This is a genomic window from Paeniglutamicibacter sp. NPDC012692 (genome assembly GCF_042901625.1).
Taxonomy (GTDB): Bacteria; Actinomycetota; Actinomycetes; order Actinomycetales; family Micrococcaceae; genus Paeniglutamicibacter.
Window position 1 is genome coordinate 70512 of record NZ_JBIBDE010000004.1, and the last position, 25471, is coordinate 95982.

Here is a 25471-nt window from a genome sequence, read left to right on the forward strand (position 1 = left end):
TTGAATGCCGGCTGATGGTGGTGGATCTTGGGTTAGCGCCGTTGCCGGTTCACATCCAAGATCCGCTCTGTATGCACGAGAACGAATTGTCTGCATTTTTACGTTACGTTTCGTGCTGTAACTTAACTATATGAAGGAGGATGTGCCTTGGCAACAGGTTTGGGAGGACTTTTTGGAAGCGGCTAGGAAACGGGTTTGAGCTGGCGGTGGAACTGGCCGACTGCCGGTCCGGTTGTGTCCGTTGCTCGGTGGCCTCCGCAGGACCCAAACGCGATATTCCGTCCGGATTGTGTGATGGTGGTCCGGGTTTCGCCTGATGCGGTCAAGGACGTGGATACCCGGGTGATTTGGTCGTACTCAGCGAAATTTTCGCATCTTAGGCTGACGTCCTGGGCTTGCGACCCAGTGAGCAGCAGGTGGGCCTGAAGGACTGCGCTGGTGAGCAGCATTCCCGATAGGTGGTCGCTGGGATGATCAAAGATGAATCGGTCATTCTGGTTCCAAACCAGTTGTGCTTCGAGTCCCTCGGGTTCGTGGCGCACGTTGGCCAACACCGTCCCGAGGGGGCCTGTAGCTTCCCGGGTGGCAGGAGCGGCATTGCGGCGGATCGCTTGATAGGTCTGGGGCGGCAAGGTCGAGAGGTCTCCCCGGCCGCTTCCTAAAACCACACCATCGGCGAGGTAGTCTGCTTTCAGCTGCAGGTCACTGATTCGGTCTTTGCGCATTTTTGCGGCCAGGAGACGCACGTCGACGCGTCCTGTGAATTGTTCGGGGGTTTTCGGAGCCATGCCGTCGTGCCATGCGAAGGAGAGCTCGTTCATCAAGAAGGCCCACCCTTTGGGAACGCCCCCATCCAGATGTGCGAATGAGATGGCGCATTGGCGCATCAGTTCAATGCCGAGGAGTGTAGTGTTCTCGGGAATCGTGTTTGTGAAAGGGTGTCCGTGCGGCAGTGCCACGCTGATCCCGAGGGAGCCGTCCGTACTCGTTTCAGCAGCGAGCAGAAGTACCTGATCTGCTGAACGCTTGTGGATGAGGGAACTATCAACCGTGTGTCGCATGGAAACCTGCTTCCTTAGGGGGATCGAAAGGATAGAGCGTTCAGCGCGCTTGCCACTGTCTGGGAAATCAATGCCTCATCGAATCCTGCCAGCCCTGGCATGACGGCCCGCATCAACAGCGGCCCGGTGAGAAGGTCGAGGGCCCATTCCAGGTTTGGATTTTGGGGGATTTCCCCCCGGCTGGCCGCCCGCAGAATGATCATGCCGGCGCCTTGCCTGCGGGGGGTAAGGAACTCCTCCACAAAGACTTTTCGCAGTTCTGGATCGTCATGGAGGGAACCTAAAAATCCGGCCAAGCTTCGTTTGACGAGAGGGTCGGAGAATAGTTCCAGCTGGTCTCGCTGAATGGCCATGAGGTCGTCTGGGAGGTTGCCGGAATCGATACAGTGATCAAGGTCTATGGCGAACCGGTCCAACAACAGGGCCAGTAAAAGACGCGGAATGCCGTCAAATCGCCGATAGAATGCAGGACGAGTTGTTCCGGCCCGGGAAGCAACTGCCTCCACGGAAACTGCGCCAAAGCCGCGCTCAAGAATGAGCTCTTCGGCAGCCCGGAGCAGTGCGGTATTCACATCGGCGTTTCGCGGGCGTCCAATTGATGAGACCATAATGATACGTAGTGTAACGGTAAGTGGACCGAATGGCTGCAGGTAACTCCGAGAGGGTGGCGCAATCCTTCTAATTTATGGGTACGGTTCCATGGCGAAACGCATCGCCTCGCTCTCTCATGAGTCCGGGATCGAAGTCATCCTTGCTGGGCGAGCCTCGGCCCGGCTCATAGCTGCGGCGCGGAGCCTAAACGTACCGTGGCGCGAATCGGGGTCCGCGGATCCGGAGGATCTGGACGCCATGCTGACGGATGTGAAGATCGTTCTCAACACGGCTGGCCCCTTTGTCCGCACGGCGGCCGGGCTCATGCGCGCTTGCATCCGCAACGGGTGTCACTATCTGGACCTATCTAACGAGGCGACCACTTTCGAGGATGCTTGGTCGTTGGACAACAATGCCCGGCAGGCCGGGGTGACCCTTGTTCCTGGTGCCGGCTTTGGAACGGCCGCGGCCGAAGCTCTTGCAAGCCACCTCCTTGCAAGAATTGAGGAACCCGACGGCTTGATGATTGTTCGGAGCTCGAGCGGCGGGATAAAGACTGAAGGCGTGTCGAGGACCATGTGGGAGATCCTGGGCCAACCCAATGCTGGCAACAAAGGTTCCCGCCGGTCAGCTCGAGGTCGTAGGATCGTCGGATTCGACCTGCCTGACGGACGGCGCACTGCGGTGCCCGTGGCCCTTGGGGACGCGTTCGCAGTTGCCCGGACCACCGGCATCGAGCAGGTCACTGCATATTCCACCACGCGGATGAACCTCCTGCTGGCACAGCTCACGATTCCCCTCATCCGCCGACTGGCCAGAACGGGCTGGGGCGGGCCACGCAGTTCGCGCCGCAAGGGACGGAAGCCCAGGGGAACTGATGTGGAGTGCACCCAGATTTGGATTCGGGCCACCAACCCCCGCGGTGAGAGCGTGACGAGCTACCTCAAGGGAGGAAGTGGAAGTGAACTGGCCGCGCGCATCGCCGTGCAGGTAATTGAACAGCTTCGAAATCGTCCTTCCCCCGGTGTCGTTACTTCCGGCGAACTCGTCGGAACCGGTAACCTCCGCACGCTGCCTGGCCTCCAGATCGCCGATACCTAACAAAACGGTCCGTGCATGGGCGCTGGTGAAAGACGATGAGGGGTCATGGCAGTGGCAGGGAACGGACTGAGCGCTAAGCCCGTTAGTGTGTCTTCTATCCCGATAGCCGCGTTCGTGAGGATTGGCGGGTGACGTCCCGTCATGCCGTATTCTGCGGTGCTCAGTGGGAGCAGGCTGCCCCTGTGATGCAGGGTTCCACTGGCAATGAATGACATCCGTTCAAGGACCATCGGCTGGCGTTACCTGGCCGGAGTCCCGGGGCGCGATTTTCCGGAGCATTTCGACATCGTGGAAGACCGTCCTGAGGGCAACACCGCCACCACGGCACCTGGGACACGGTCCTGAATGCCCTGAACAGCTGGACGAACGCCGAGGGATTGGCCAACTGGGAAGTGTCTGTGGATTCCACGGAGAACCGCACCCGCCAGCACGGCACCGACCTCACCTGCCACGCGGGGACCACTCGAATGGCAAGAGTCTGCTCGTTGAGCCCCGGGCCACGCGGTTGGCCGCTCCCGTGGAGAGCTGCGCACCAAGATCCGCCCCCTGCCCGACGGAAGCCGCGGACCGCTGGCGCCCATGCTCAGCCCCGGTCGGGGGCGGGGAATCGACGATGTTCGAAAACTCATGGACGCCCTGTGGGTCGGGGCAACGAGGGCGGCGCACCGCGGAAGCGCGTCGATTCCGCATTGGAGGACACACTCTAGCAACAAGGAAGCGTCCCCCGCCGGGGGACGCTTCCTTGTGTGTCATCCATGAGTGGGGTGGCCACCGGGCGGAGTGCTAGACCCGGGCGTTGGCGTTGGCGTTGACCGCCCGCAGCCTTGCCGCGACCTCGATGGCGTCCCCGGTGGGAGCATCGGACTTCTTGTCGGGCTGGGCAATGAACAGGTAGAGGGCACCGGATCCGGCGACGATCGCCAGGCCGATGAGCACCACCCAGTCGGCGAAGAAGTCGCCAGAGGTGCCGGGCTTAGCCAGCAGGAACATGGCAAACATTCCATAGGCCAGGGCCAGCACGTTGATGATGAAACCAGCCGAGCCCAGGGAGAACGGCCCCGCCGGCTTCCAGCCCTTCATGCGCTGGCGCAGGGCCGCAAGCACCACGGCCTGGAACGATACGTAGATGCCCAGGATGGCGAAGCTCGTCACTTGGGTCAGCAGCTGTTCGGAGCCGAAGTAGATCATGATGCAGATCAGCAGCGGGATGGAGCAGGCCACGACCAGCGCGTTGGTCGGCACCTTGGTGGTCGGCGAGACCTTGGAGAGCCAGCGATGGCCCGGGATCATGCCGTCGCGGGCGAAGGAGTACATCAGCCGCGAGGCCGCGGCCTGCAGTGACAGCACGCAGGACAGGAATGCGGTCAGCGCGATGACTAGGAAGATCTTTGCCCCGACCGGGCCGAGGGCGGACTCGAGGATCGCCGGGATCGGGTCGGCGTCCTCGCCGTTGACGATCGCCTGCAGGTCAGGTGCGGCCAGCACGTATCCGCCGAAGGACAACAGCGCCGAGATGCCGCCGACCAGGATGGTCATCATCATGGCGGTGGGGATGCGGCGGGCCGGGTTGCTGACCTCCTCGGCGACGTCGCCGCAGGCCTCGAAGCCGTAGAAGAGGAACAAGCCGGCAAGCGCCGCGCCCATGAATGCGGCCGAGTAGCTTCCCTCGCCCTCGACGCCCATGGAATCAAAGAAGACGGAGAAGGGCTGCTTGCGGACGAAGATCAACAGGTACAGGCCGACGGCGATGACGCCGATGAGTTCCGCGGCCAGGCCGATGCGGGCCACGCGGGCCAGGGTCTTGGTTCCCGTGAAGTTCAGGACCAGGGCAACCAGCAGCAACGCCACGGAGAACAGCAGCGTGCTGCCGCGCGTGAGCTCGACGCCGAAGGTGCTGGCCACGAAGCCCGAGCCGAACTGGGCCACCGCGGTGATCGTGACGATCATCGCCCAGATGTAGATCCAGGCCGCCATCCAGGCGTAGCGCTTGCCCCAGAGCCGCCGGGTCCACGGGTAGATGCCGCCGTGGATGGGGTACTGGGAAACGACCTCGCCGAAGACCAACGAGACCAGGAACTGGCCGCCGGCGACGATGAAGATCCAGAAGATGGACGGCGGTCCGCCGGTTGCCATGGCGATGGCAAAGAGCGAGTACACGCCCACCAAGGGCGACAGGTAGGTGAAGCCGAGGGCAAAGTTTGCCCAGAGGGACATCGAACGGTCGAAGGACTGCTCGTATCCCAGGACGGCGAGGTGGTTGCCGTCTTCGATGCTTTGGTTGCTCATGATGTGTGGGGCCTTATTCGGTGCGAACGAAAATTGGGTCCGGGCCACCGTGTGCGCAACACCTTGACCCGCTCGTGACCGTCGTCACATGAACAGGCTACACCTTTATCATTCTAAATAGAATGATTAGTTTGGGATCGCGGCAACCATCAGGCTCGTGCCGGGAACGGGGATTCCCCCGTGGTCCTGGAGGCCGGCACCCAAATCCCAATTCTCCGAGGTCGATGCGATGATCCGTCCGGTGGAACTCAGCAGGGCGGCGGAGCCTTTGATCGAGCGAAGCAGGCGCAGGATGCCCGGCTCGATCTGCCGGACCAGGATGTCCAGGCCCACCACGCCAAGCGCGGGGGATCCGACCGGTGAGGTGAGGGTGAGCATGTAGTCGCAGGTGCACAGGTGATCGACGTAAGGCCCCGTGATGTGACGATCGCCCGTGGATTCGGGCACCGAGTACCACTCCATGGTCGTGAAATCCCGGAGGTAGTCGGCGTACTCGCGTGCGGCAAGATCCAGCCTGGTCACCTCCGTGGTGGTGCCAAGAAGCGGGTTGTCATCCAGGGGGCCGAGCCACCACGCGAAGTGGATGGATTCCCCGGAGTCGCTGCCGGGTCCGCCGATGAACCCCGCTCCAACGACAGTGGCGGCGGGATCCATCAGGCGGGGCCCCACGAAGTCGAGGACCAGCCGGTCGATCTCGTCCCCGCGCGCGAGCCCCGCTTCAACGGCCACGCGCAACTCATGCAGCTCGGAAAAATAACCCTCAAAAACCTCGCCGAGCTGTTCGGCCACCTCTTGCAATCGGCTCATGCCGCGGCCTCCAGCCGTTCCTTGGTCTTCAAAAGCCATGTGGTCAGGATCTTCAGCTCGGCCCGGACAACCGCCCGCGCGCCCCCGGCGTCCCCGGAGCCGATGGCCTGGACGATTTCCGAGTTCAGCGCCGAAACCTGTTCCCGGATGCCGCCCTCGCCCAAACCCAGCCAGAGCAGCTGGCCGAATTCCGCCTGGAAGCGGATCTGCTCACGGACCAGGCGCGGCGATTGCGAGGCAACGGAAATTTCCAGCAGCAACCCTCCCTGGTTCCGCGCCGCGCTTTGCGCCGAAGAGAAATCCGCGCCCTCCCACCAGGTCGCCAGCCGTGCCGCCTCCTCGCGCGAGGCGAGTTCGGCCGCGCGTTCGGCGGCGCCGGCGCACAGCGTCGCCTCGTAGGTGCCGACGTCTGCCAGTTCGATGCGGGATATCGAGCGCAGGCGCGCCATGAGCACCTGTTCCGGGGTGTCCTCGGATGCCAGCACGAAGGACCCGCCCTCGCGGCCGCGCCTGGTTTCGACAAGCCCTGCCTCGCGGATTTCGCTCAGCGCCTCGCGGGCGGTGACAAGCGCAACCCCGAACCTCTTGGCGAGCTCGGCCTCGGTGGGCAGGCGCTCGCCGGGCTTGATGACACCCAGGAGTATGGCGTCGGTGAGCCGCTGCGCCACCTGCATGGAGCGTGCGGCCCCGCCCAGGGGTGCGAACACGGCGCTGCGCGGTCCTCTGCCGGGGAGTGCATGCTGGGTCATGGCTGTAACTCTAGCCGCTGGGATTCGCCGGGGGCGCCAGCAGGCATGGCCCCGGCTCAGTCCGAGTCCGTCAGCGCAACGGATGCCCGGAATCCTTGAGGTACGCCTCCACCCGGGTGTAGGCATCGCGGGCGATGGCCTTCCAGAAGCGCAAGGCCACATCCGGGTGCTCGGCCTCCAGCGCAGTGATGGCCTCGGCCCCCAGCACCTTCAGATGGACCCGGCCGAGTGCAGTCACCCGGGTGGTCTGGTCGCCGCCGCCGCCGAGCGCGATCTCGCCAAAGGTCATGCCTGCGGACAGCGTGGCATGGCGGGTGGGGCTGCCTCCCCGGTCGGTGGAGGTGACGACCTTGCCGTCGAGGATGAAGTACACGCCCCCGAATTCCTGGCCGACGCGTCGGATGACCTGGTCGTCGGCGATCTCGGTCTCCACCATGCGGGATTCCAGGAGCGAGATGTCTTCCGGGGACAGCGGTGCGAGCGCCGCGAAATCGGCGATGGCAACCCTGTGCGGCATCAGGTCCGGGCTGCCGTGGCGCAGCAGCAGGGTGGTCTCCGCCCACTCGACGGCGTCGTTGCGGTTGGGGAAGAACCTGACCTCCTCCAGCGGCGCGAACAGCTCGTGCTGGACCAGCGCGAGGGTTCGGCCCTCCGCGGCCAGCCCGCGGTTCAGGTCTCCGATCATCCGGATGGCGATCTTGTCGATCTCGTCGACGCGGCGCAGGTCAAGGATCACCAGTTCCACGTCCGCCGGCAGCTCGCTGACCTCCCGCACCATGGACTCGGTTCCGGCGAAGAGCAGGTCGCCGGCGAGCTCCAGGATGTGGGCGCGCTGGCCGTAGTCGGCAAGCAGCCTTTCCGCGCCCTCGGTGTGCCGGGTGGCGGAGGGGACCTCGGTGATGTCGTAGTGGTCGCGGATCACCGAGCGGCCGATGCGCGCGGCGCGGACAAAGTGCAGGCCCATGTCCCGGCTGATGCGCTCGCCGGCGGCCAGGCCGCGCACCGAGGAACCGTGGGCGTCTAGCGCCGGGGAGTACACGGCCAGGCCCAGCTGACCGGGAAGCACGGCGATCAGGCCGCCGCCGACCCCCGACTTCGCGGGAAGCCCGACGGCGCTGATCCACGCCCCGGCATCGTCGTACATGCCGCAGGTGGTCATGACGGAGAGCACCCGCTGGACGGCCTCGGCGCTCATGACCTGGGCCCCGGTGTTCGGCTGCTTGCCGCCGTTGGCCAGCGTCGCCGCCATCAACGCGAGGTCCTCCGTGTTGACCATGACCGAGCACGCCTTGAAGTAGTCCTCGAGCACCGGGGTGGGGTCGGTTTCGATGATGCCGAACGAACGCAGCAGGTAGGCCAGCGCCCGGTTGCGGTGGCCGGTCAGCGCCTCGGAGGCGTAGATGGTTTCGCTCAGGCGAAGCTCCCGGCCCGCGCAGCGCGAGAACTGCTCCAGGATCCGCGCGAAGCGCGGGGTTTCGGTGTCCTTGACCAGCGACACCGTGGCGATGGCGCCGGCATTGATCATGGCGTTGGCCGGACGCCCGGTTTCGCGGGCCAGCGAGATCTCGTTGAACGCATCGCCGCTGGGCTCTACGTCGATCTTTGCGTCGACCGTCGCAAGCCCCTGGTCGTCAAGCGCCAGCCCGTAGGAAAAGGGCTTGGAGATGGACTGGATCGAGAATTCCAGGCCGGCGTCGCCCACCTTGTAGACGTGCCCGTCGACGGTGGCCAGCGCGATCGCGAACTTGGAGGTGTCGGCGTCCGCCATCGCCGGGATGCCCTGGAAGGGCCTGCCCGAAGTGAGTTTGAGCAGGTCGTCGTGCAATTGGCTGAGGTAGTCGGCAATCGGGGAGCGCATGCTCCCAGCCTAGGGGGTCGCGGGCTGGATCGGACCGCCGTTGAGCAACGGAATGCCGGCCAGGGCGTTGCCGATGGCGTGGCCCAGGACCGCCGCGCCCGCGACGTTGGGGTGCACCCCGTCGTCGCTGAGGCCCGGCCTGAACCTGCCCTCGGCGGTGCGCAGCCCGGCCGCGGCGTCCACAAAGAGCCAGCCGTGCCGGGCGGCCAGGGCCCGCAGGAAGCCGTTGTACTCGGTGGTGGCGTCGGAGGCGCTGTCGCGCGGGGGAACGCTGGAAATGATGACGACGTCGGACGAGGCGACCAGCGCGATCCGTTCGATGTTCCGGCCTGTGGTTTCGTGGGGGATCCGGTTGGCGAGGTCGTTGGTGCCGGCCAGGACGACCAGCGCATTGGCGCTTCGGTAACGCAGGGCCCGGGCCATGTCGCCGGATTGCGCCCCGCCGAGGGCCCACCCGCCTCGCCAGCCGACCCGGGTACCGCCGGCCCCCGTCGGATCGACGAAGTTGATCCACGAGGCCTCCCCGACCTTGCCCGCCCACACCGCGTCGCTTCCGGCCGCGGTGATCGAGTCTCCGGCGACCACGAATGTCGTGGCATTCGGGTTGAGCTGGGCGTCAAAGGCCGCGGGCGAGGGCAGGAACGCGTGTGGCGAGCCATCCAAGCTGAGCAGTGCCCCAAGGACCGCAACGAGTGCCAGCGAATGCAACGGCCGATGTGATTTCATGGCCATCCCCCCTTTGCCCCAGCATAGGACCGAGGGGCGGGGGATTGGGACTCAATCCCGCAACGATTCGGCCTCCCGCACCACGTAGCGCTGCAGCTTGCCGGAGGGGGTCTTGGGCAGTTCGTCGACGTAGGTGATGCGGCGCGGGTAGGCATGGGCCACGTACTGCGTCTTGACCAGTTTTTGCAGGTCGGCGGTCAGCTCGTCGCTGCCCTGAAGCCCGTTGCGCAGCACCACGTAGGCGATGAGGACCTCGCCGCGAAGTTCGTCCGGCACGCCGATGACGGCAGACTCGAGGACGTCCGGGTGCGCTGCCAGCACCGACTCGACCTCGAACGGGCCGATCCGGTACCCGGCCATGATGATCACGTCGTCGTCGCGCGAGGAGAAGAAGATGTAGCCGTCCTCGTCCATGCTGCCGGCGTCCCCGGTGTAGTACCACCGGCCGTCGTCAGAGTAGCGGGCGGCCGTGCGCTCGGGGTCCCCGGAATATCCGTTGAACCACATCATCGGCGACCCGGGGATGTTGATTGCCACGCGTCCGCGGGTGCCCGTCGGCGCGTAGTCGTCGCTGTCCTCCCGCAACACGCAGGCCGAGTACCCGGGCATGGGGCGGCCCATGGATCCGGGCTTGATCCCGTCGATGACTTCCGGAGCCCACCCGTTGACGATGCACATGCCCATCTCGGTCTGCCCGTAGTGGTCTCGGACGGGGACGCCCAGGACGGATTCGGACCAGGCGATCGTCGTGGCATCGAGCGGTTCGCCGGCCGAGGACGCCCGCAGGAGCTTCAGCCCCGGAACGCCCTCGGGCTTGGCCGCCCGCATCGAGCGGATGATCGTCGGTGCCGCGGCAAGGTTAGTGACCGAGAACTTGGCCAGCACCTTCCAGCAGGTGTCGGCGTCGAACCCCGTGGTGAGCAGGAGGTTGCGGCGCCCGGCATAGAGGGGCGCCAGGAGGCCGTAGTACAGGCCGTAGGCCCACCCGGGATCCGCCACGTTCCAGAAAACGTCTTCCTTGCGCACATCGAGGCCGTAGCTGAAGTAGATGTGGAACGCCTCGAGCGCGCGCACCGGCACCGGCACGCCCTTGGGCGTGCCGGTGGTTCCGGAGGTGAAGATTTCCACCAGCGGGTCGTTCAGCGAACGGGTGCACGCCTCGAATCCGGTTGGTTGTTGCTCAAGCAGCGCCTCGAGCTCCTCGGTGCGAAGCACCGGATAGCCCAGGGCGTCGAGTTTGTGCAGCTGCGACTCGTCGGCGACGATCAGCTTCGCGTTGGCCCCGGCCGCGCGGACCTCGATGGCGGGGGTGGCGAAGGCAGTGAAGAGCGGCACGTGGACGGCGCCCAGGCGCCACAGCCCCAACAGGGCATAGACCAGTTCGGCGCTCTTGGACATCAGCGTTGCCACGCGGTCCCCGGGCTTGATGCCCAGGGACGCGAAGAGCGCGGCCGCCCGCTCCGACCGGTCCTTCAGCAGTGCATAGCTCAGGTCCACCGGGTCGAGGTTTGCGTCGATCACGGTGAACGCGATGTCCTGCGCCGGATGCCTGTCGCACAGCAGCACTGCCGGCTGGACTTCGGCAGGCATCGTCGATGCAACCTGGATGTTGAATGCTTGCATGACTCGGATGACCACCTTGGAAGAAAGCTCGAAATTGCGTTTCTCGAGTCAAACTACCAGCCCAGCCGCCGTTTGCCGGAGAGGTTTAAGCTATCGGCGTCGGCCGGCGACCAGGGATGCCAGGACCACTCCCGCAGTCACCGTGTTCACGGCGGGCCAGGCACCGATCTTCTTGGCCAGCGGGTGCGAGGCACCGAACGCGGCCAGGTACAGCGCGGTCAGTGCGGTGGCCGTGGGCGTTCCCGCGTTGGACTTCCACAGCAGGAAGGCGCCGGTCCCGGCGGCGGCCAGGACAGCGCCGCCCAGCGGGCGGTTCTTGGTGGATCGGGCCGTGGCGAAGCCGCCGATCAGTCCTGTTCCCGCCAAGGCGGAGGGCAATAGAGACATGTTCCTTTTCCTTTTTCTTTCAGCCTAGATGCCGCCGGTGCACGCAGCACCCGGTTCGGGGGTCTGCGGGCCTTGGCGGTACTTCGTGATGAATGTTGCGATGCGCGGGTCCGTCGGGGAATCCACGCTTAGCTGCTCGCCCCAGGCGCTGAGCTTGATCTTGGCTCCCTGGCCCGGGAACGGGCTGAGCAACATGTAGGTGCGGTCGCCAACGACCTCGTTGAGGGCCTTGACGTCGGCGTCGCTGATGCCGTCATAGGTGATCCAGACCGCGCCGTGTTCAAGGGAGTGGACAGCGGCCGTTTCCTGGACGGGCTCCGTGTAAATGCCGCAGTTTTTCCAGACGGGGAAGTGATCTCCGCCCACGCCGGGTTTCTGCGGGTATGTCACGGGATTCTGGGTGTGCTGGACGGTGCCGATGGTGTAGTTCTGTACGCCGTCGATGGGCGCCTTGGCCGCCGACTGCACCTCCGCCTTTTTCTGTGCGGCACCGCTGAGCACGACAGCCGTCGGCACGGCGATGGCAAGGATCGCCGCTGCCGCAATGGAGATGGTGAGGATCTTGGTTCGTTTTTCCTTTGCCTTTGCCTTGGCGAGAACGGCTTGGGCTTCTTCACGTTTGTTCATGGTTGGAATCCTTTAGTCCAGCTGATCAAGCAGCTGGGTCAGGGCCGAAATTTCGGCTTCTTGGGTCATAACGATTTTTTGGGCGAACGTGCGCACCATGGGGTTGTGTCCACGGTCCAGGTACGCTTGTGCCATTTCGACGCCGCCCTTGTGGTGGGCGATCATCAGGGTCAGGAATTGGCGATCTGCGGCTGCGCCGCGGGCCGCTGTAAGTGCCTTGATTTGCTCTTGGGTTGCCATGCCCATCGATGCCATGGTGTGGGCCTTCCCCGTGGTCGGGGTCCCATGGCTGGCATGGGTGGAGTCCTCGGTGAGCAGGTCGTTCATCCAGGTCATGGATTCACCGGATTGCGGCAGCCCCCAAAGTTCTAGCCAAGCGTACATTTGTCCTGATTGTTGTTGCTGGGTCAGGGCAATGTCGTAGGCAAAGGAGCGCACCGCGTCGTTGGTGGAGTTGTCGCGGATGATCATGGACAGCTGGACGGCCTGTTGATGGTGGGTCTGCATGTCGCGTGCGAAACCGGCCTCGGGCGATGCCTCTGACGGATAGGAGCTTCGCGGACTGGCAGTTCCCAGCATCCAGCCGCCGAAACCCACGGCAATGACAAATGCCGCCAAGGCAATGATCAGGGAACGCGACGTTTTTGAATCGGACATTAAGTTGGTCCTCGGGTACACGTAATGAATGCGCACTTGGATAGTTGGCGCGCAGGGACGGCAGAAAAGGGCTGCCTATATGCGTGTGATGGAAAGCTGATACAGGTCGGGGGCGGGGGAATCTTGCGCCCGGGAGGGTCTCGTTGCGTCGACAACGATAGCCGGGGGAGCCCCGAAAAGTTCGCTGGTGTCAGGCCGGGGCGCAATCTGGGAGACATTCGGGACCGGATCCGTGGCCGGTGCGCAGTAATGATGATTTGGCATGTCCACAGGGCAATGCGTCTCGCCGGCAACAACAACTTCTTGACTGTCTGCGCCCGATATCGCCCCATTGGACAGGCATACCGGCAAGAGGATGGCCAGTGCAAGCAGCAAGCCAAAGAGTCGCTTCATTGCAGGGCCTCCTTCGACAAAAGTTAGTTGAGTGATCAACTTTATGAATGGAAGTTGTGTGGATGCTGTGAAGATATCAGGCGTTGGGCTCTTTCCCCCTCTGTGTTGCGTCCGGTCTTCCACTGGTTACCAGGGCTCTGGAAACAGTCTGTTGATCCCACCCGCATTCAAGAAGTCGCGCGATTTTCGAACCTTTAATTTCTCCCTGTAAAATCTTCGAACATACATTCATCGGGTTTTGAGTTGTCGGGAACATGGAAATTCTTCGGGAGCGCGAAATCAGTCCGTGCTCATGTCGATTGGCGTCTCCGCTTGTCCACAGCGTGCACCAGTAGGGTTGGCAAATGCAGATACTTGACACGTGGTGGCAGGCGGTACTTCAAGGGTTCGTTCGCACCGAGCCGTTGAGCTTCACGCTGTTCCCAATCCTGGCGATCATTGCCATCTGCATTCTGCTTACGGTGCCCAGGGCGACTTGGAGATATTTCGGTCTCTACGTGACCTTTGTCCACGAACTCGGGCACGCATTTGCGGCTCTGATGACCGGCAGGTTTGTCCATGGGCTCAAGATCGGGCTTGACCACTCCGGCGAGCTGGTGAGCAGTGGAAAACCGGGCTTCTCCGCGGCTTGGAGCGGGTTCTGGGGATACCCGGTTCCGGCCTTGGTTGGCGCGATGCTGATTGGGTCAACCTACTTCGGCTACGGATCCGCCGCTTTGTCCGTTGGGGCCCTGATCTTGCTTGTGTCCCTGATTTTCCTGCGCAATTGGGTGGGGATACTGGTGGCACTGTCCTCGGCGGCGATCGCGCAGCTGTTGGTGGTGTTCACTCCAAAGTACGCGATCGCATGGGTTGTCCTGTCGCTTGGACTCATGCTCCTGATCGGCGGAGTCCGTGATTTGTTCAAGGTCCTTGGCGTCCACATCAGCCGAAGGGAACTTATTGCCTCCTCCGACGCCTATTTACTGGCAACGCGAAGCTGGCTACCCGCATGGTTTTGGCTGCTGGGGTTCACAGTTGTCGTGGGTGCATGCGTCGTGGTCTCAACGATGATGCTGGCCCTGATGATGCAGGCCTAATCGAGCAGGGCCCCTCGCCAGGATCACATCGCCGCTGGCGAAGTCTGCGACACTCCAGTCTCGGTTGATGGTTTCGATGAGAAAACCCAACGAAAAGGGCTAGGTCAATAGCCCAATGAAATACGCAGTGTTCCGCACGAACCCGGTTCCCGGCCAAGCTCTGGCAATTTGGCCGATGGATTGGAGACCTGCTCGGGTAAGTTAGAGCCACAATCACACGATTCCGATTCCAGTGCAGAAACGGGGGAGCAAATCATGGGAGTACAAAGCTGGAAGTCCTCCGGGGAGGAACTAGCGCTTCACCTCATGCGGCCCCGCCGATTGCACTCCATCATCGTTACCAGCAGCCTGCGGCGTGACTGCGCCGACTTCGACACCGAAGCAATCTACGACGAAGTCAAGGATTGGGCAGAAGTCATTGAAGTTTCATCCGGCAGGGTCACCTACGAACTACGTGACAGTCTTCCGCGGGGATGGGACGTCTTCGGGACTGCGGCACGCGTGTATCCGATCGGCATCAGCGTGGACGGCATTCCACCGGGCAAGCCGCATATTGTCCGTCCGGGGGATTCCGTTGAACAGATCACGAACGAAGTCATTGACGAAGTTCTTTTTCTGCCCAACCCAAGAACGTTGGTGGTGCCAACCGCGCCAACGCCAGGCCCGGGCCGCCGCGCTGCCGAACCCGTCCGCACAATCGCTTCCCATGCGTTGATCTCTACTGCGACCGGTAGCCACACGGCCCTGGTGTCGGGTGTCGTCACGGGTTTTCGGGATAACGGTTTCACCGCCGACATCGCTTTGGACATCGGGAAGACCGCCGAGCTGAGGAGTGAAGACATCTATGCCGATGCGCCGCTTACTTGGGTTTTCAGCGAAGGGAACAGGCTTAGCGGTGTCTATGATCCGAAGAATCAACAGTTGTCGCTTCGCGACTCTTTGACCCATCCACGTCTCTTGCAGCACTATTCCTGGAACCAGGTGGTCCTCTGTCTGGTCTTGGAGGCAAGCGCGGAGTTTGCCGTGTTGACTCCGATGCCCGGGGAAAAAATCACGGTCTGGCGCGAAGACGTCTCCTCCAACGAACTTGACGATGTCGATTCCTTGTTGGCGCCGGGCCAAGTCGTCGTGGCCCGCCTGGTGAACGCCGCCGGGGTCCGGAAACTGGTTTTGGTCGACGTGGACGATGACGAGCCGGTGGCCGTTGCACCGGCCTTGATTCGCGGCGGGATTCCGTGGTTGGCCTTGGACCGAGATTTTGTTCCGGAACTTTCCGAGTCCGAGCAAGCCGCATCGACGCTGGGCATGCCGCTGATTCCTACGGCGGAGAAACAGCGCGACGCCTTGAGGCAGGCACTGCTGAAAATCGATGCCCTCAAATCGCAATTGGCGGTTCTGCGCCGCCAGGAGGCCAACGGGTCCATTGATGAACTTGCCTTGGCCCTGGAACAGGTTGTGCACTACCGGGAGGAGGCAAACAAGCTCCGCCCCCTTTTGAAGAGCAAATCGGAGGCGTTGAACGAGGCACACAGGGCAGCCCGGAAGAAGGCCCGGTCCCATGACGCCGTTGTTGTCTCCAATGCGCGTGAGAAGTTCCTCGATGATGAATTGGCCTTGCGGCACGAGCTCTACATGGAATGGGTGGAACGTGTGCCGGCGAATGAAAAGTCGCAGTACCCGTGGAGCGAAAACTACAAGGTGGGTCCCAAGTTCGCGGCTTCCTTCTACGCCCATGATGCTGCCGTGCGGGCCAAGACGCTGAAGGCACTGACCCAACTGCTGACGGGCCGCGCGGATCGGATGAAAGCGCGCGAAGTGCACCCGAAGCGCACCGGCATGGGAGGCGACGATCCGCAGATGGTTCGGGAAGAAGACGGGGCAACCTGCTGGAGGATGAGCGTTGAAAGCGGTGTCGCCGCGGCACGCCGCGTTCACTATTGGAAGTTGCCGGACGGAACCATCGAACTCCACGAACTGGTTGCTCACGACACATACGTGCTCTAGGCAGTCCGCACCCGCATTTCAGCCACTTGGCGATGCGCCGGTGCATCGTGGCGGACGAAGGCCCCGCAATCTCTTGGAGCCGCGGGGTTTCTGCAATTGTCCTAGGCCGCGGGTTTTCGCCACGTGAAATGGAGTGCAAGGGCACTGCGAATACTTGCTTCACTAACCCCATAGGTGTCCGAAATTTGCTGCAGTGTCCAACCCGCGGTGCGCAGCTCCATCAAGGTGGCGTACGCGGGCATCCCGGTGGTCATCTTCGGCTCCCTTCAGCTTGCGCCGATATGACAAGTACACCCGGTGGCACCGACGTTTTGGACCCCGGAACCTGAAAAGTTTTTGAGACCCGTCCCGGTGAACTTCAAGATGATTCGCCTACGCTTGGTGATACGTGGATTGAAGGGTGCGAACAATGGCGATCTTTGAGTACAACACAAGTCTGCCGTTTGACCGTGGCACGGTCTTCGCCTGGTTCGAACGACCGGGCGCATTGCCCCGGCTCTCTGCGCCGTTCATGGGAACGATCAGGCAGGAACCCGATCATGGCCTCGCCGTAGGTTCGCGCGCAATCTTGGATGTTGCCGCACCCGGAACCATGGGCATGGGGTTGACCGCAGCCGTGGCGACAGGCGCCAGAACCCTGGGCCTGCCTGGCCGGGTGCGTGCGGAGATCCCCTGGAAGGCCAAACACATTTCCCTGGACCGGGGACACAGCTTCACGGACGTCATGGAGTCCGGCCCGCTGTCGCGCTGGGAACACCAACATTTCTTTTCGGACATCACGGTGGATGGAAAACCCGGCACGCTGATGCGCGACGTCGTCGAGTTCGAGCTGCCGGCCCTGGGGCGGCTGCCGTGGAACCAACCGCGATTAATCAGCGAGAAGGCGTTCACACGCGAACTCACCCAGGTTTTCCGCTACCGCGAACGGACGCTGCGCGCCGATCTCAAGTTCCATGCCCGCTACGCCTCGCGGCCCCTGACGGTCGCGGTGAGCGGCGCTTCGGGGACGATCGGCACCCAACTTTGCGGCCTGCTCGGCGGCGGGGGACACCGCGTCAAAAGGCTTGTCCGGAACCGTGACGCCGCCAACGGAGTCGACCGCATCTATTGGAATCCCGAACTGGGCATCCTGAACCCGGAAGACCTTTCCGACGTCGACGCGGTGGTCAACCTGGCCGGCCACGCCATCGGCGGACGCTTCACCGAAGCGACCAAGCACAAAATCATGTCGTCCAGGGTGGACGGAACATCGCTTCTGGCAAAGACCCTCGCGACGCTTTCCCGTGACGGGAAACAGCGCACTCTTCTCTGCGCATCCGGGATCGGCATCTACGGCGCCTCGCCGCATGGCGATTCCACGGCACTGCCGCTGGCCGAGGACGCCCCCGCGGGAAACGACTTTCTTGCCAAGGTCTGTCTGGCCTGGGAGGAAGCCTGCGCCCCGGCGGTGGAAGCCGGCGTCCGTGTGGTGAACTTTCGGACGGGCCTGGTTCAGACACCGTCCGGGGGAGTGCTCCAGCAGCTGCTGCCGCTCTACGTGTTGGGGCTCGGCGGCCCGTTGGGAGACGAAGCCTGGCAATCCTGGGTGGGCATCGACGACATGGCCGGAATCTATGTCCATGCCTTGTTCACTCCGGACCTCAGCGGACCGGTCAACGCGGTGGCGCCAAACCCGGTGCAGGCCAAGGAGTATGCGCAGATACTGGGCAAGGTCCTGCGCAGGCCGGCAAGACTTCCGGTCCCGAAGTTCGGCCCCCGGCTCCTGTTGGGCGAAGAAGGCGCGTCCGAGCTCGCGTTTGCCGACCAGCGGGTGTCGAGCGGAAAGCTCGTTGCCAGCGGCTACGAATTCAGACATGCGGACCTTGAAGCCGCGCTGCGGCACACCCTCGGCCACTCGTAGTTTCGCTGCCGCCGTCCCTGAGGAAACGGCGACCCGGCCGCCTAGTGCAACGTCCGGGTCGACCGGAACCCGTCAAGGGCCAGGACAACCAGAGCCAAAATGATGGGTGCGTAGGTGAACGCGTCCCGGAGGAAGAGCTGCTCACCCATGGCCACCGCGGCAACCAGGAGCAATACCGGCTCCACGTAGCTCAAGAGCCCGAAGATCGAGAGCGAAAGCAACGACGCGGCGCCCAGGTACAGGAACATGGCCACCGCACCCAAGATGCCGATGGCAAACACCGGAACCAGGGACGAATCGGGTTCGCGGACACCGGCAAGGATGAAGTACACGGCCAGCGGGGTCAGGAACAGTATCTCCAGGGTGAACGCGGCGTTGGATTCAAAGCGCGCCCTGCGCCTGGCCGCAAAGTAGACGGGGTACCCGAGGCAGATCAGGAGCGTTGGCCAGGCCAGGCCGCCGGCAAAGACCAACTGGTGGCCGACGCCCACGGCCGCCAGCGCCACGGCGATCTGTTGCCACCGGGAAAGCTTCTCGGCAAAGAACAGGCGCCCGACGACGACCATGACCAGCGGCAACAGGAAATAGCCCAGCGAGGTGGCGAGCGCGAACCCGTTCATGGGCGCGTACATGAACAACCACAGCTGGACGCCGACCAGGGAGCTGGCGATTGCACCGTAGACAAGCAGTCCGGGGCGCGCCTTGATGCGCCCGAGCAGGGCCAGCATCTCCGCCCGGCGCCCGGGGACCAGCGCGTACACCGGTACCAGGATCAACAGTGTCAGCACTATTCGCCAGCCGTAGACCTCGTTCGGCCCGATGCCGCTCAGGAAACCTGAAATGAGGAAAATGGTCGCGAAAAGTGCCGAGGCAATGATGGAGGCAAGAACGCCGCGATTCACCGAAGACGCTCCGTCTCTAGGGGGTTTGCTGGGACCTTCAGTCTAATTGACCGCGTGCCGAAGGCTGTGATCAGACCTCCAATTTGCGCCTGATGAACGAGGAGAGCTGGTCGACGAGGACGATCAGGACCAGGACCACCAGGATCTGGGTGAGCATGGCATCGAAGCGGAAGGACTTGATGGACTGGTTGATCAGCAGGCCGATGCCGCCCGCGCCGACGAGTCCGAGCACCAGGGATGAACGGACGTTCACGTCGAAGCGGTAGAGCAGCAGGCCGACGAACTGGCCGAGCACCATGGGCAATGCGGCGTGGGTGACCTGCTGGAACCGGGAGGCCCCGGCGGTGGCGAGTGCCTGCTGCGGACCGGAATCGGTTTCCTCCATGGACTCGGCCCAGAGCTTGCCCATCACGCCGGTGTTGTGGCAGATCAGGGCGAGGACGCCGGCGAACGGGCCGAGGCCGACCGCGGTCACGAAGATCAGGGCGAAGACGATGTCCGGCACTGCGCGGAAGAATGACAGGATCGCCCGGGAGAGCTGGTACACCCACGGGTGGGGCGTGGTGGTGCGCGAGGCGAACACCGCCAGCAGCAACGCGCTGGGGATGGAAAGGGTGGTGCCGAGCAACCCGATCCACAGGGTGACCGTCGTTGCCTTCAATGCGGGTGCCACGACCGTCTCCCAGTCAAGGTCCGGCGGGAACGCATCGGCCAGGAAGGAAGCCATCCCCTCGGCCCCGGAGACCAGGGCCGTGAGCTGGAAGTCGGTGCCGCGCAGGGCAAAGACGTGAAGCACGATGAACACCGCAATGGCGGTGAGTATCGAGGTGATCCGCCAACCGGCATTGGGGACCTTGGGTACTGAGAGGGTTGCTGCCGGCGTGCTCATGCCGCGACTCGATTCGGGGTGTAAAGGCGGGACAGCATGGCGGCGTCGAGGCCGGAGATCTCCCCGGAGTACTCGATGCGGCCGTTGATCAGTCCAATGACGTGGTCGGCGTGGCGCATGGCCAGGTCCGGTTGGTGCAGCACGGCCGCGACGGCGAGGTTTTCCTCGTGCGCCAGTTCCGCAAGCAATGCCATGACCTCCTCGGCCGCCCGGGGATCCAGCGCGGACACGGGTTCGTCGGCGAGCAGGACGCTGGCGCGCTGGCACAGGGCCCGGGCCACGGCCACGCGCTGTGCCTGGCCGCCGGAGAGCCGGCCGGCCTTTTCGTGGGCGCGGTCGGCCAGGCCGACCCGGGCCAGGGCTGCCATCGCTTCTTCCTTGAGCTCGCGGGGGAAGAACATGGGGCTGATGGACGCCGGTCCGCCGATCCGGCCCAGGGCCCCGGCGCACACGTTTTCCAGCGCGGTGCGCCGGGGAACCAGGTGGATCTTCTGGAAGACCATGGCAACCGATGAACGGGCGCGGGTCAGTTCGCCGCCGCGCAGGGTGGACAGCTCGGTGCCGTCCAACTGGATGGATCCGGCCTCGGGGGTTTCCAGGCCCATGACGCACTTGAGGGTGGTGGATTTCCCCGACCCGTTGGCGCCCAGGAAAGCGACGACGGATCCGCGGTGCAGCGCGAAGTCCACGCCGTCAAGGACCGTGCGGCCGCCGAAGGACTTGGTCAGGCTCGAGACCCGCAGGATCGGCTCGTCGGCGGCGGGAACCGGCAAGACCAGCGGCGCGGGCAGGCTCAGCGTCGCCATTAGATGTCGTCCTCGGTCAGGCCCATGGTGGAGGCAAGGTCGAAGAGCGGGGAGTAGGTTTCCTTGGAGACCTCGATCAGGCCTCCGGCGGGGGAGACGTCCAGGAACTTGCCCACCGCCTCGATGTCCGCCGGAGCCAGGTTGAGCAGGGCGTCCTTCACCGCTGCCTTGAAGGCGGGGTCGGCGTCTGCTGAAACGGTGATCGGGTCGTTCGGGATCTCTTCGCTCTTCCAGATCTGGCGGAAGCTCGCCGGATCGAAGTTCCCGGATTCCTGCGCGCTGGCCAGGGTCTGCGAGTTGATCTGTGCGGCGTCCACGGTGCCCTTGGCCAGGGCGAGCAGGGCCTCCGGGTGGCCGCCTGCGTAATTCATGTTCAGCTCGTCCTCGGCAATGCCGGCCTTCTTCAGACCGAAGCGGGGAAGCACGTCGCCGCTGGTGGAACCGACCGAGCCAAGGGCCAGGTCCTTGCCGCGCAGGTCGTCGATGGTCGTGATCGGGGAGTCCTTGGGGACCCAGATGCCTGCGGTGTAGGAGGAGAGCTTGCCGTCGGCGGTGCCGAAGGAAACCAGCGGCTCGGCGTTGGCCTTGGTGGAGGCGAAGACGTAGCCCATGGGGCCGAACTGGCCGAGGTCCAGCTTGCCGTTGCGCATCGAGAGCACCTCGGCCGCGTAGTCCTCAACGACCTGGACCTCGACCTTGCAGCCCAGTTCCTTGCCCAGCGCCGCGGCCAGGACGTTGTAGGCGGGTTCGAGCTTGGAGGGATCCTCGAAGGGCTCGATGCCGAACTTCAGCTCGCCGTTCGGGCAGAAGCTGCCGGCCTGGGCGTCTGCCTTGGCCGGGGTCTCGGCGGAGGAACAACCAACCATGGTGAAGGCTGCGAGCGTCGCCAGGGACAGTGCGAATGTGCGGGAGAGTTTCATGCTGGTCTGGATCCTTAGCGGGCGCTGGTGTTTGCGAGTGGGGAAGGTCGAAGTGCGTTGAGGTTTGCCTCGGCCAGGCCGAAGGAGAGGGTCATGCCGATCCCGCTGGTGACGGAGACCAGGGTGATGGAGTCGGCGAACTCGCGCACCAGCACCGGTGCCACGTCGGAAGAGGCGTAGACGCCCTGCCAGCGTTCGGTGGGGTGGATCTGTTCCACGTCCAGCACCTGCGCGGCGGCCTGCAGCAACAGGTCGGAGGTGGACTCGGTGAGGAACGGCGGCTGGGTCAGGGCGTATGAGTGGGAGTCCCCGAGGAGCAACGTGCCGTCGGGCCGCTGGGTGAACATCACGTTGGCGCCGATGTCCAACAAATCGGGGCGGGTGGCCTTGACCTGGTCCCTCAGTGCGCTCGCCGACGGCATGTGGGTGAAGGCTTCGTAGCGCAGCATCGACGTTGCGGTAAGGACCGCAGGGACGATGGTCGTGCTTTCCGGGGCGGCAGCCGCAGTCATCTGAAGTGCGCAACGCTTGATTTGGTGCTCGGCCGCGATCTCGGGGAACAAGTAGTCGACGTCGTGGCCGACGCAGATGAAGACCTGATCGGCTTCGTAGACGCCCCTACTGGTCGCAACCCGTGCCCGGCGTTCGGTTCCCTCGCCGAAGCCCAACGCCGCGGTGTTGAAGTGCACTGCTGCATTGTCTTGCTTGTTCAGCCAGGTTGCCAAGGTGCCGACGGTGGTGCGGGGGTCGACACGCAGGTCATCCGCCAGGAAAGCGCCACCGCGGATGCCGTTGGTGTTCTCCCGTCCGAGCTTGGCCCGGACCTCTTCGGCATCCAACACCGTGACCTGGCCGGGCGGGCGGGAAGCCGAGAATTCGCGCAGGACCTGTAGTTCGGTTTCGGTTGCGGCAACCACCAGGGCGCCGGCTTCGGCAGCCCAGAATCCGGCCTTGTCGGCAAAACCGAGCCAGTGGCGTCGTCCCGCCTGGGCGAGGTCGTAGAGTTCGCCGTGCTGCGCGGTGATGCAGGCATGGCCGAAGTTGCGGATCGAGGCACCGACGGCGCGGTGGTCGCGCTCGACGACTGTAACGCTCAGGCCCGCTTGGTGGGCCAGTGCAGCGTGGGCGAGACCGACAATGCCGGCCCCGACGATCAATACGTCGCTGCTCGCCACCGGTTCTTGGGTGGCCGTGGAATTCATGTTGGAGATGTTCACGGCATTGATACTTGCTGATCAAACGGACTCGTTTCAAGCTGAAATGGCACTTGTTCAGACAAGTTCACCAACGGTTCATTTTGGTCGCTAATCGGCCATGATTTGTTCACTTATCGTTTGCCAAATACCCCGAAATCACGCCATTTTCACTTGTATGCTCAAGATTGTGATGCCGATAGTCGATGAACCCATGCACCAGCGTCTCAGCGAACTTTTCCGCCAACGGATTTCATCCGGGGAGTGGAAAGAGGGCCAAGGCCTTCCCAGCGAGGCCGAACTCTGCAGTGCCCACGAAGTCTCCCGCGGAACCATCCGCCAGGCCTTGGCCACCTTGCGCAGCGAGGGGTTGATCACCGGTGGACGCGGCAAGCCGCCCGTGGTGGCACATGCCGTGCCATCGCAGCCATTTGCCACGTTTATGTCCTTCACCGAATGGGCCCATTCCATGGGTAAGGTGCCGGGGCAAAAGACCTTGGAGATTGCCAGACGCGGGGCCGACGAATATCTCGCGGGCCAAATGAATATCGAGCCAGGGGAGCCGGTGGTGCAGCTACTGCGCCTGAGACTTCTTGACGGGGTTCCGACCATGGTGGAGCGGGGCAATTTCGTGCCGGAGGCCGGCAATGCGCTTTTTGATTTCGACACCGACAGTGGATCGATTTTTGGTCACCTGACGTCGCTGGGGATTGATCTTTCCCGAGGCAGGCACTTGATTGATGCGGTGGCAGCCGACGAGGTGGACGCTTCCCTTCTGGGGATCCCGCTGGGTGCCCCGCTCTTGCGCGAGCGCCGGCTGACGTTCGGGCAAGACGGCAGTGTTTTGGAATGTTCCGACGACAGGTATTTGCCTCATTTGGCGAACTTCGTCATTGAAAATACGAGACAAACAAGGGCTGCGTTGGTGCGCATTCCCATGGTTGCCTAAACGACAAAAACAAAGGAAGAAAAATGATTGAACTTGTAGTTTTGGACATGGCCGGCACCACCGTGGATGAGCACGGAGATGTTTACCGGGCGTTGGAAGAATCCGTCAAGGCAACGGGTGCGACAGTAGACGCGGCTGACCTGCAGGCGTGGATGGGTGCCGACAAGACCGAAGCCATCGCGGCCCTGATGGAACTTGGCGGGATCACTGCCGACCCGGCCGTCGTTGCCCGCCAATTCGGTGAATTCCGTGCGTTGCTGGCGCAGTTCTATGCAGCGAACCCGCCGGTGGCTTTGCCCGGTGTCGAGGACGCCCTGCGAGAGTTGAAGTCACGCGGAATCAAGGTTGGGTTGACCACCGGATTCTCCCGCGATGTGGCCGCGCCGATTCTGGAAACGCTTGGATGGGGCATCGGTGAGGGTGAACTGCTGGATGCAGTGGTGACCAGTGACGAGGTTGCCGCGGGGCGCCCCGCACCGTACTTGATCCACCGCGTCATGGAGGCCACCGGCGTACACAACGTTCGTAATGTGATTGCCGGCGGCGACACGGTTGTCGACCTCCTGGCCGGACACAACGCGGGGGTTCGCCCGCTGGGCGTGCTCACCGGCGCGCTGGACCGCGAGCAGCTCGAGGCCCACCCTCACGAATGGGTGCTGGATGGTGTCAAGGATCTTCCTGCAGTGATTGCATCGGCACTAGTCAGTAACTAACAATTTCGACTTGGTAACGGAGCTCCGGCGGCCCGAAGGGCCGCCGGAGCTCCGTTTTCTGCGTAAAAAATTTTTTATCTTAGCTGACTAGTGCAAAAGCAGCTTTTGCTGTCGCCGGGGTTGACTCGGGGCGGGGGTTGTATCGTACGGTCGTTAAGTAACGTTTCTATAACAGCAGGTTGCGGAACACGATACATCTACCGCCGGATATCCTCCGTTGTCCAGCGCGGCGGTAGCCACCCATACGTCGATTGCGACGCCGGACAACGACGCCACAATGGTCGGGGACGACCTATGCGGGGATGGCACTGGAGAACCATGATCCAGCAGAACACCAAGAAAAAGAACATTCGCCGCGGTGCAGCAACGATTGCGGCGATTGCCTTGGCGGGCGGAGCGATGGCCATGTCCGTAGCGCCTGCTTCAGCCGCCAGCGGCAACACCTGGGATGCTCTGGCGCAGTGCGAATCGGGCGGTAACTGGAGCATCAACACCGGTAACGGTTTCAAGGGCGGCCTGCAGTTCACCAACTCGACGTGGAAGGCCTACGGCGGCACGGGAAGCGCACACAACGCATCCAGGGCCGAGCAGATCCGCGTGGCCGAAAAGGTCAAGGCCGGCCAGGGCTGGGGCGCATGGCCCGCTTGCTCCGCCAAATTGGGGCTTTCCGGTGGCAAGGGTTCGGTGGCCAAGAGCTACGCAAGCCCCGCCAAGGCGACCGCCACGCAGAAGAAGTCCTACGCCTCGACCTCAAAGCAGTCGTCGTATGAGAGGACCGCTTACAAGACCAAGTCGGTTCCGGCCAAGAGCTTCGCATCCAGCGGCAAGCGCGTTGCCGCATCTGTCGCCAAGGCCCCCGCGGTGAACGTAAACGTCAAGGATTCGGGCAAGAACTACACGGTAAAGTCCGGTGACACCCTGTTCAAGATTGCCAAGTCGCACGGCCTGAACAGCTGGCAGGACCTGTACTCGCTGAACCACGATGTTGTTCCGAGCGCAAACCTCATCTTCGTAGGCCAGTCCTTGGACTTGCCGAGCAAGTAAACCGTCACCCCGCGGGGAACGGATCAGGAAGGGCTGTCCAACGGCTCCCGCATTGTGAACGGGACGGTTGGACAGCCCTTTTGCATTGAGCGGTGGCGTGGGGGGGGGGCCCCCCCGGGGGGGGGGGGGGGGGCCCCCGCGGGGGGGGGGGGGGGGGGGGGCGGGGGGGGGGGCGCGCCCCCGGCCCCCACATAAACAAAAAAAAC

23 protein-coding genes are annotated in these 25471 nt (G+C 63.5%); 7 read left to right on the forward strand and 16 right to left on the reverse strand.

What is annotated here, in order from left to right; all coding sequences use genetic code 11:
• Positions 1 to 182: 182 nt before the first annotated feature.
• Positions 183 to 1061, reverse strand: coding sequence for an AfsA-related hotdog domain-containing protein (locus ACFY5D_RS14725; RefSeq protein ID WP_387531242.1), 879 nt, complete (start codon positions 1059 to 1061; stop codon positions 183 to 185).
• Between the two features lie 14 nt (positions 1062 to 1075).
• Entirely contained in the window at positions 1076 to 1633 is a 558-nt protein-coding gene (locus ACFY5D_RS14730; RefSeq protein ID WP_387531244.1) for a TetR/AcrR family transcriptional regulator, read from the reverse strand.
• 109 nt (positions 1634 to 1742) lie between these two features.
• On the opposite strand from ACFY5D_RS14730, the gene ACFY5D_RS14735 reads away from it, so the two are divergent.
• The gene (locus ACFY5D_RS14735) at positions 1743 to 2753 is read left to right on the forward strand and encodes a saccharopine dehydrogenase NADP-binding domain-containing protein (protein ID WP_387532064.1); all 1011 of its coding nucleotides are present in this window, start codon (positions 1743 to 1745) and stop codon (positions 2751 to 2753) included.
• A gap of 783 nt (positions 2754 to 3536) precedes the next feature.
• Here ACFY5D_RS14735 and ACFY5D_RS14740 read toward each other — a convergent pair.
• The 9 genes from ACFY5D_RS14740 to ACFY5D_RS14780 all read right to left on the reverse strand — a co-directional run bounded on the left by ACFY5D_RS14740 (position 3537) and on the right by ACFY5D_RS14780 (position 12473).
• The gene (locus tag ACFY5D_RS14740; protein WP_387531247.1) at positions 3537 to 5039 is read right to left on the reverse strand and encodes an APC family permease; all 1503 of its coding nucleotides are present in this window, start codon (positions 5037 to 5039) and stop codon (positions 3537 to 3539) included.
• A 126-nt stretch (positions 5040 to 5165) separates the two neighbouring features.
• Positions 5166 to 5846, reverse strand: a complete 681-nt coding sequence (locus ACFY5D_RS14745; protein ID WP_387531250.1) for a cache domain-containing protein — start codon at positions 5844 to 5846, stop codon at positions 5166 to 5168.
• Positions 5843 to 6595, reverse strand: a complete 753-nt coding sequence (locus ACFY5D_RS14750) for a FadR/GntR family transcriptional regulator (protein WP_387531253.1) — start codon at positions 6593 to 6595, stop codon at positions 5843 to 5845. The genes ACFY5D_RS14745 and ACFY5D_RS14750 overlap by 4 nt, the downstream gene beginning before the upstream one ends.
• A 70-nt stretch (positions 6596 to 6665) precedes the next feature.
• Positions 6666 to 8453: a glutaminase A gene (gene glsA / locus ACFY5D_RS14755; RefSeq protein WP_387531256.1), complete on the reverse strand. Its 1788-nt coding sequence runs from the start codon at positions 8451 to 8453 to the stop codon at positions 6666 to 6668.
• 9 nt (positions 8454 to 8462) lie between these two features.
• On the reverse strand, positions 8463 to 9179 hold the full coding sequence (locus ACFY5D_RS14760; protein WP_387531259.1) for an SGNH/GDSL hydrolase family protein: 717 nt from the start codon (positions 9177 to 9179) through the stop codon (positions 8463 to 8465).
• 51 nt (positions 9180 to 9230) lie between these two features.
• A complete protein-coding gene (locus ACFY5D_RS14765) occupies positions 9231 to 10802 on the reverse strand; it encodes an AMP-binding protein (RefSeq protein ID WP_387531261.1) in 1572 nt (523 codons plus the stop codon).
• Between the two features lie 90 nt (positions 10803 to 10892).
• Complete coding sequence (locus ACFY5D_RS14770) at positions 10893 to 11189, reverse strand: hypothetical protein (protein ID WP_387531264.1); 297 nt, start codon at positions 11187 to 11189, stop codon at positions 10893 to 10895.
• 24 nt (positions 11190 to 11213) lie between these two features.
• Positions 11214 to 11816 carry a DUF3105 domain-containing protein gene (locus tag ACFY5D_RS14775; protein WP_387531267.1) on the reverse strand — a complete coding sequence of 201 codons (603 nt, stop codon included), beginning with the start codon at positions 11814 to 11816 and terminating at the stop codon, positions 11214 to 11216.
• A 12-nt stretch (positions 11817 to 11828) separates the two neighbouring features.
• Complete coding sequence (locus ACFY5D_RS14780) at positions 11829 to 12473, reverse strand: DUF305 domain-containing protein (protein WP_387531269.1); 645 nt, start codon at positions 12471 to 12473, stop codon at positions 11829 to 11831.
• A 737-nt stretch (positions 12474 to 13210) separates the two neighbouring features.
• Here ACFY5D_RS14780 and ACFY5D_RS14785 point away from each other — a divergent pair.
• From ACFY5D_RS14785 to ACFY5D_RS14795, 3 genes are all read left to right on the forward strand, one after another.
• The gene (locus tag ACFY5D_RS14785; RefSeq protein ID WP_387531272.1) at positions 13211 to 13945 is read left to right on the forward strand and encodes a M50 family metallopeptidase; all 735 of its coding nucleotides are present in this window, start codon (positions 13211 to 13213) and stop codon (positions 13943 to 13945) included.
• Positions 13946 to 14200: 255 nt separating this feature from the next.
• Entirely contained in the window at positions 14201 to 15949 is a 1749-nt protein-coding gene (locus ACFY5D_RS14790) for a hypothetical protein (RefSeq protein ID WP_387531275.1), read from the forward strand.
• A 409-nt stretch (positions 15950 to 16358) separates the two neighbouring features.
• Positions 16359 to 17849, forward strand: coding sequence for a TIGR01777 family oxidoreductase (locus ACFY5D_RS14795; protein WP_387531278.1), 1491 nt, complete (start codon positions 16359 to 16361; stop codon positions 17847 to 17849).
• A 41-nt stretch (positions 17850 to 17890) separates the two neighbouring features.
• On the opposite strand, the gene rarD is transcribed toward ACFY5D_RS14795, so the two are convergent.
• The 5 genes from rarD to ACFY5D_RS14820 form a co-directional block, all read right to left on the reverse strand.
• Positions 17891 to 18751, reverse strand: coding sequence for an EamA family transporter RarD (gene rarD, locus ACFY5D_RS14800; RefSeq protein WP_387531281.1), 861 nt, complete (start codon positions 18749 to 18751; stop codon positions 17891 to 17893).
• Between the two features lie 70 nt (positions 18752 to 18821).
• Positions 18822 to 19640 carry a phosphonate ABC transporter, permease protein PhnE gene (phnE, locus tag ACFY5D_RS14805; RefSeq protein ID WP_387531284.1) on the reverse strand — a complete coding sequence of 273 codons (819 nt, stop codon included), beginning with the start codon at positions 19638 to 19640 and terminating at the stop codon, positions 18822 to 18824.
• Positions 19637 to 20446 carry a phosphonate ABC transporter ATP-binding protein gene (locus tag ACFY5D_RS14810; protein ID WP_387531287.1) on the reverse strand — a complete coding sequence of 270 codons (810 nt, stop codon included), beginning with the start codon at positions 20444 to 20446 and terminating at the stop codon, positions 19637 to 19639. Before ACFY5D_RS14810 ends, phnE begins: the two co-directional genes overlap by 4 nt.
• Positions 20446 to 21366, reverse strand: coding sequence for a phosphate/phosphite/phosphonate ABC transporter substrate-binding protein (locus tag ACFY5D_RS14815; protein WP_387531290.1), 921 nt, complete (start codon positions 21364 to 21366; stop codon positions 20446 to 20448). Before ACFY5D_RS14815 ends, ACFY5D_RS14810 begins: the two co-directional genes overlap by 1 nt.
• A 14-nt stretch (positions 21367 to 21380) precedes the next feature.
• Entirely contained in the window at positions 21381 to 22583 is a 1203-nt protein-coding gene (locus tag ACFY5D_RS14820) for a TIGR03364 family FAD-dependent oxidoreductase (RefSeq protein ID WP_387531292.1), read from the reverse strand.
• 154 nt (positions 22584 to 22737) lie between these two features.
• Here ACFY5D_RS14820 and ACFY5D_RS14825 point away from each other — a divergent pair, with 154 nt between their 5' ends.
• The 3 genes from ACFY5D_RS14825 to ACFY5D_RS14835 all read left to right on the forward strand — a co-directional run bounded on the left by ACFY5D_RS14825 (position 22738) and on the right by ACFY5D_RS14835 (position 25265).
• Positions 22738 to 23508 (forward strand): GntR family transcriptional regulator, encoded by a 771-nt coding sequence (locus ACFY5D_RS14825; protein ID WP_387531295.1) that lies wholly within the window; start codon positions 22738 to 22740, stop codon positions 23506 to 23508.
• A 23-nt stretch (positions 23509 to 23531) separates the two neighbouring features.
• The gene (locus tag ACFY5D_RS14830; RefSeq protein ID WP_387531298.1) at positions 23532 to 24221 is read left to right on the forward strand and encodes a phosphonatase-like hydrolase; all 690 of its coding nucleotides are present in this window, start codon (positions 23532 to 23534) and stop codon (positions 24219 to 24221) included.
• 318 nt (positions 24222 to 24539) lie between these two features.
• On the forward strand, positions 24540 to 25265 hold the full coding sequence (locus ACFY5D_RS14835; RefSeq protein ID WP_387531301.1) for a transglycosylase family protein: 726 nt from the start codon (positions 24540 to 24542) through the stop codon (positions 25263 to 25265).
• Positions 25266 to 25471 lie beyond the last annotated feature (206 nt).

Coding starts and splice junctions, on each gene's coding strand:
- ACFY5D_RS14725 (WP_387531242.1), bottom strand. CDS start 1,061: ATGCGACACACGGTTGATAGTTCCCTCATCCACAAGCGTTCAGCAGAT.
- ACFY5D_RS14740 (WP_387531247.1), bottom strand. CDS start 5,039: ATGAGCAACCAAAGCATCGAAGACGGCAACCACCTCGCCGTCCTGGGA.
- ACFY5D_RS14745 (WP_387531250.1), bottom strand. CDS start 5,846: ATGAGCCGATTGCAAGAGGTGGCCGAACAGCTCGGCGAGGTTTTTGAG.
- ACFY5D_RS14750 (WP_387531253.1), bottom strand. CDS start 6,595: ATGACCCAGCATGCACTCCCCGGCAGAGGACCGCGCAGCGCCGTGTTC.
- glsA (WP_387531256.1), bottom strand. CDS start 8,453: ATGCGCTCCCCGATTGCCGACTACCTCAGCCAATTGCACGACGACCTG.
- ACFY5D_RS14760 (WP_387531259.1), bottom strand. CDS start 9,179: ATGAAATCACATCGGCCGTTGCATTCGCTGGCACTCGTTGCGGTCCTT.
- ACFY5D_RS14765 (WP_387531261.1), bottom strand. CDS start 10,802: ATGCAAGCATTCAACATCCAGGTTGCATCGACGATGCCTGCCGAAGTC.
- ACFY5D_RS14770 (WP_387531264.1), bottom strand. CDS start 11,189: ATGTCTCTATTGCCCTCCGCCTTGGCGGGAACAGGACTGATCGGCGGC.
- ACFY5D_RS14775 (WP_387531267.1), bottom strand. CDS start 11,816: ATGAACAAACGTGAAGAAGCCCAAGCCGTTCTCGCCAAGGCAAAGGCA.
- ACFY5D_RS14780 (WP_387531269.1), bottom strand. CDS start 12,473: ATGTCCGATTCAAAAACGTCGCGTTCCCTGATCATTGCCTTGGCGGCA.
- ACFY5D_RS14785 (WP_387531272.1), top strand. CDS start 13,211: ATGCAGATACTTGACACGTGGTGGCAGGCGGTACTTCAAGGGTTCGTT.
- ACFY5D_RS14790 (WP_387531275.1), top strand. CDS start 14,201: ATGGGAGTACAAAGCTGGAAGTCCTCCGGGGAGGAACTAGCGCTTCAC.
- ACFY5D_RS14795 (WP_387531278.1), top strand. CDS start 16,359: ATGGCGATCTTTGAGTACAACACAAGTCTGCCGTTTGACCGTGGCACG.
- phnE (WP_387531284.1), bottom strand. CDS start 19,640: ATGAGCACGCCGGCAGCAACCCTCTCAGTACCCAAGGTCCCCAATGCC.
- ACFY5D_RS14810 (WP_387531287.1), bottom strand. CDS start 20,446: ATGGCGACGCTGAGCCTGCCCGCGCCGCTGGTCTTGCCGGTTCCCGCC.
- ACFY5D_RS14815 (WP_387531290.1), bottom strand. CDS start 21,366: ATGAAACTCTCCCGCACATTCGCACTGTCCCTGGCGACGCTCGCAGCC.
- ACFY5D_RS14825 (WP_387531295.1), top strand. CDS start 22,738: ATGCTCAAGATTGTGATGCCGATAGTCGATGAACCCATGCACCAGCGT.
- ACFY5D_RS14830 (WP_387531298.1), top strand. CDS start 23,532: ATGATTGAACTTGTAGTTTTGGACATGGCCGGCACCACCGTGGATGAG.
- ACFY5D_RS14835 (WP_387531301.1), top strand. CDS start 24,540: ATGATCCAGCAGAACACCAAGAAAAAGAACATTCGCCGCGGTGCAGCA.